Consider the following 4,934-nt stretch of genomic DNA (forward strand, 5'->3'; position numbering starts at 1 on the left):
GGGCTGGGGCTGATCGCGGCCCTGGCGCTGGTCTTCTGGCTGCTGTGGCGGTGCGTGCGGATGGGGCTGCCGCTGCCGGTCCTTGTCTACGCGGTGGCGATGGTGGCGGTCTCGCTGGTCACCGCGGGCTACTTCGGCTCGCGGCCCCGCGTGATGATGCCGGCGTTCCCTCTCCTGCTCCCGGCGGCGGTCGCCTTGTCGAAACTCCGCCCGGCCGCGGCCACGGCGCTTCTCTCGGCCGCGGCCGTGGCCTCCGCCGCGTACGGCGCCTTCACCTTGCTGGGCCCGGGCCCTCCGTAGGAACACCGTTCCGGTGTGGGCAGGCGTTCCGCAGGGCCCACGCCCGAACGGGATCAGCGCATCGTCTCGTGGTGGACGTAGTCGACCAGGTGGGTCAGGGCGTCGGGGTCCGTCGTGGGGAGGACTCCGTGGCCGAGGTTGAAGATGTGGCCGGGGAGGCCGGCGGCCGCGGTCAGGACCTCACGGGTCTTGGACTCCACGGCGGTCCGCGGGGCGAAGAGGATCGCGGGGTCCAGGTTCCCCTGGAGCGCCTTGCCGGGCCCGACCCGCCGCACCGCCTCGTCCAGCGGCACCCGCCAGTCGACGCCGACGACATCCGCCCCGGCCTCGCCCATCAGCCCGAGCAACTCCCCGGTGCCCACGCCGAAGTGGATCCGCGGCACCCCGTACTCGGCGACCGCGTCGAACACCTTGGCCGAGGCGGGCATGACCGAGCGCCGGTAGTCGGCGGGGGCCAGCGCCCCGACCCAGGAGTCGAAGAGCTGCACGGCCGAGGCCCCGGCCTCGATCTGCACCTTCAGGAAGGCCGAGGTGATGTCCGCGAGCCGGTCCAGGAGGTCCGCCCACAGCTCCGGGTCCCCGTACATCAGGGCCTTGGTGTGCTCGTGGTTCCGCGAGGGCCCGCCCTCGACAAGGTAGCTGGCGAGCGTGAACGGCGCGCCCGCGAAGCCGATCAGCGGCGTCGCGCCCAGCTCGCCGACGAGCTGCCCGACGGCCTCCGCCACGTACGCCACGTCGTCCGGCTCCAGCGACCGCAACCGCGCCAGGTCGGCGCGGCTGCGGATCGGCCGGTCGACGACGGGCCCGACGCCGGGTTTGATGTCGAGGTCGATGCCGATGGCCTTGAGCGGTACGACGATGTCGCTGAAGTAGATCGCCGCGTCCACCTTGTGGCGCCGCACCGGCTGCAGCGTGATCTCGGTGACGAGATCCGGCCGCATGCACGAGTCGAGCATCGGGATGCCCTCGCGCACCTTCAGGTATTCCGGCAGCGAGCGCCCGGCCTGCCGCATGAACCACACCGGAGTGTGCGGCACCGGCTCGCGGCGGCAGGCCTTCAGGAACGCCGAGTCGGCGGCCGCCGATCGGGCGCCGGCCCCAGTACGGGAGGTGCCTGCGATGGTCTGCTGCTGCCCGGTCGGGCGGTCGTTGGCGCTCACGCCCAGAATCTTCGCACGCGGCCGGAAGAGGCCGGGTGTCCCTACCCCCCGGCGGCTCCGGTTCCGCCTAGTCTTCCGCCCATGGCTGCGGCTCAGGGACGACTTTCTGATGGTGCTGACGGCACGGACGGCAGGGACGAGGGGGATGGAGACGGCACTCCGCCCGCTTTCCGTCAGGCGGTCGATGCGCTGCGCGCCGCGCGGCTGCGACCGGAGATGGAGGTCGAGAAGGCCCGCCCGCCGCAGCGGCTGGCCCCCTTCTCGTACGCCCTGGAGGCGGTGGTCGTCCAGGACGGACAGGACCTGGCCGACGGCCGGCTCGTCCTGCTGCACGACCCTGCGGGCCACGACGCCTGGAAGGGCGCGTTCCGGCTGGTGACGCTCGTACGGGCCGAGCTGGAGCCGGAGATGGCGGCGGACCCGCTGCTGCCCGAGGTGTGCTGGTCCTGGCTGACCGGCGCATTCGAGGCGCGGGGCGCTGCGTACGTCGAGCCGAGCGGGACGGTGACGCTGGCGGGCTCGCACTACTTCGGCGCGCTGGCCAACCGCAGGACCGCGACGCAGATCGAGATCCGGGCGTCCTGGACGCCGCGCGAGGGCGCGGGCGGGGTGCCGGACGCTGCCACGCACCTGACCGCGTGGTGCGAACTGCTGTGCCAGATCGGCGGCCTGCCGCCGGGCACCCCCGCGGACGCGGCCGTGGTCTCGCTCCCCCAGCGCCGCGGCCCCCAGTCCCCCCGCTGAGCGACCGGCCCGGGCGGTCTGCCGGACCACTGAGCCAGAGCCGCTCAGCGGTCCGGCAGACCGTTGGGCGGGGACCCTCCGGACCAGCCAAGGTCCGGTCCTCGCCTGCGGCCGCCGCTGACACCCCGGCGGGGCCCGGCGTTCGGTCCGAGTCCACGACCCGGCCCCGCGGCCGCCGCGCTGTACCCCTGCCGAGCCGCCCCGCGATTGAGCCCGCGTGCGCCCCGGTCCGGGCTCGCGCCCGCGCATGTCCGGAGCCATGCCCCGCTCATACGCCCCTGGTCAGCGCCGTGAATATGCCGGCGGCGCGGGGAATTCACCCCAAGGTTGCGCACGCTCGGACGCGCATCCGAATTGCCCGAATTGTTACTCATCAATTCGTGATCATTTACTAAAGCCGCCGCACTTCGCTGCCGAAGGACTCTGTGACCCTCCCCCACGGGTCACCCCGACTTCCCCAAGGTCGGCCCCACGTACCGCAACTCCCCCCAGGAGGCCTGGTGTCCGTTCTCCTCGAGCAGCCCTCAAGCCTGGTCGCCTACCGCCCGAACAAGCCGACGGCCATGGTCGTCGTCGCCGACCCCCGCGTCCGCTCCACCGTCACCCGCCACCTGTGGGCGCTCGGGGTGCGCGATGTCATCGAGGCGTCATCGATCGCGGAGGCCCGTCCCCGAGTCGGCAACCCGCGCGACATCTGCGTCGCCGACGTCCACCTGCCCGACGGCTCGGGCCTGACCCTGCTGTCCGAGACCCGCGCCGCGGGCTGGCCCAACGGCCTCGCGCTCTCCGCCGCCGACGACATCGGCGCCGTACGGAACGCGCTCGCGGGCGGCGTCAAGGGCTATGTCGTCACCGGCACCCGCACCAACCTCGGCATCCCCGGCCGCCCCGGCCAGGCACCGGTGGGTGCCGCGGCCGCGAGAATGCAGCGGCGCCCACCGGGCGCCCCCGGCCACCCCGGTGGCTACAGAGAGCTGTCGGGCCGCGAGGTCGAGGTCCTGCGGCTGGTTGCGGAGGGCCAGTCCAACAAGGCCATCGGCGTCTCCATGGGGCTCTCGGCGCTCACCGTCAAGAGCCACCTCGCCCGGATCGCGCGCAAGCTCGGCACCGGGGACCGGGCCGGCATGGTCGCGGTCGCCCTCCGCACCGGGATCATCCACTGAGGTACGAACCGGTCTCATTCGGTTGACAGAAACGCGGCGCCCGTCGACGGAACGTTCCGTCGGCGGGCGCCGTCGTCGCACGGATACCCTTGACAGGTGACCGACGCCCAAGAGACCGCAGCAGACCGCACACTGCGCAGCCCCGGGGGCCCCGCGGCACCGGCAGTCGCCGACGCGGGCCCCGACCTCCAACCGGCGCCGGTCCCCTTGCTCGAGCCCCGCGAGGGCATCCCGCCGGTCACCGCGACGGACGAGGAGCTGGCCGGGGTCGTGGCGGCCTTCGCCGCCGGGACCGGGCCGGTCGCCGTGGACGCCGAGCGGGCCTCCGGCTACCGCTACGGACAGCGCGCCTATCTCGTACAGCTGCGCCGCGAGGGGGCGGGCAGCGTGCTGATCGACCCGGTCGCCTGCCCCGACCTGTCCGGGCTCGGCGAGGCGATCGGCGAGACGGAGTGGGTGCTGCACGCGGCGACCCAGGACCTGCCGTGTCTGCGTGACATAGGCATGATGCCGACGCGGCTCTTCGACACCGAGCTGGCGGGACGGCTGGCCGGGTTCGCGCGGGTGGGGCTCGGCGCCATGGTCGAGAACGTCCTCGGCTACGCCCTCGAGAAGGGGCACTCCGCCGTCGACTGGTCCACCCGGCCGCTGCCCGAGCCGTGGCTGCGGTACGCCGCGCTGGACGTGGAGTTGCTGGTCGACCTGCGGGACGCGCTGGAGGCGGAGCTGGCGCGGCAGGGAAAGCTGGACTGGGCGCACCAGGAGTTCGCGGCCATCGCGGCGGCCCCGCCGACGCCGCCGCGCAAGGACCCGTGGCGGCGCACCTCCGGAATGCACAAGGTGCGGCGGCGGCGCCAGATGGCGGTCGTGCGGGAACTGTGGACCGCGCGCGACCGGATCGCACAGCGGCGGGACGTCTCGCCCGGGAAGGTGCTGAGCGACGCGGCGATCGTCGAGGCGGCACTCGCGATGCCGACGAGCGTGCAGGCACTCGCCATGCTGCCGGGGTTCGGGCACCGGATGGGGCGCAAGCAGCTGGAGCAGTGGCAGGGGGCGGTGGATCGCGCCCGCGCGCTGCCGGAGGGCGAGCTTCCGCAGCCGGGGCAGCCGGTGATGGGGCCGCCACCGCCTCGGGCTTGGGCCGACAAGGATCCGGCCGCGGCCGCACGGCTGTCGGCCGCGCGGGCCGGGGTCACGGCGCTGGCCGAGCGGCTGAACCTGCCGCAGGAGAACCTGATCACGCCGGACACGGTGCGGCGGTTGTGCTGGGAGCCGCCGGCGGAGACGGATGTCGCGGCCGTCTCCGCCGCGCTTGCGGGCTACGGGGCGCGGGCCTGGCAGGTCGACCAGACCGCGCCGCTGCTGACGCAAGCGTTGACGGCCCGCCCCACCGACAGCCCCTGACACGCCCAGGGGCGCGGGCATGCGTTTGCGGGCACCGGCTTCCGTTCCGGTGTGGGCATGCGTTCCGCTAGGGGCGATGGGGTCCCCCCGGACGGAGTCTGGGGGGACCCCAAGCACCCAGCGTAACGCATGCCCACAGCGGGGGCGCACCACCGCCCACCTG

The 4,934-nt window shown here is 73.8% G+C and carries 4 protein-coding genes and 1 pseudogene; 4 read left to right on the top strand and 1 reads right to left on the bottom strand.

Annotated elements, in window-relative coordinates; translation table 11 throughout:
- Window positions 1-300: pseudogene (locus AOK16_RS14470) on the top strand (hypothetical protein); the annotation flags it as partial.
- Between the two features lie 53 nt (window positions 301-353).
- Here the strand turns inward: AOK16_RS14470 and hemE are convergent.
- Entirely contained in the window at window positions 354-1,460 is a 1,107-nt protein-coding gene (hemE, locus tag AOK16_RS14475; RefSeq protein WP_055472672.1) for a uroporphyrinogen decarboxylase, read from the bottom strand.
- Between the two features lie 81 nt (window positions 1,461-1,541).
- On the opposite strand from hemE, the gene AOK16_RS14480 reads away from it, so the two are divergent.
- The 3 genes from AOK16_RS14480 (at window position 1,542) to AOK16_RS14490 (ending at window position 4,771) form a co-directional block, all read left to right on the top strand.
- Window positions 1,542-2,204, top strand: coding sequence for a DUF3000 domain-containing protein (locus tag AOK16_RS14480; RefSeq protein ID WP_055472673.1), 663 nt, complete (start codon window positions 1,542-1,544; stop codon window positions 2,202-2,204).
- Between the two features lie 500 nt (window positions 2,205-2,704).
- Window positions 2,705-3,367, top strand: a complete 663-nt coding sequence (locus AOK16_RS14485) for a response regulator transcription factor (protein WP_055472674.1) — start codon at window positions 2,705-2,707, stop codon at window positions 3,365-3,367.
- Window positions 3,368-3,463: 96 nt separating this feature from the next.
- On the top strand, window positions 3,464-4,771 hold the full coding sequence (locus AOK16_RS14490) for an HRDC domain-containing protein (RefSeq protein WP_055472675.1): 1,308 nt from the start codon (window positions 3,464-3,466) through the stop codon (window positions 4,769-4,771).
- Window positions 4,772-4,934: the final 163 nt, after the last annotated feature.

It is taken from the genome of Streptomyces pathocidini, assembly GCF_001418495.1.
In the GTDB taxonomy this organism is placed as follows: Bacteria; Actinomycetota; Actinomycetes; order Streptomycetales; family Streptomycetaceae; genus Streptomyces; species Streptomyces pathocidini.

What these genes read in the sequence shown, in the direction of transcription:
- AOK16_RS14480 (WP_055472673.1), top strand. Translation starts at nt 1,542, where the DNA reads ATGGCTGCGGCTCAGGGACGACTTTCTGATGGTGCTGACGGCACGGAC.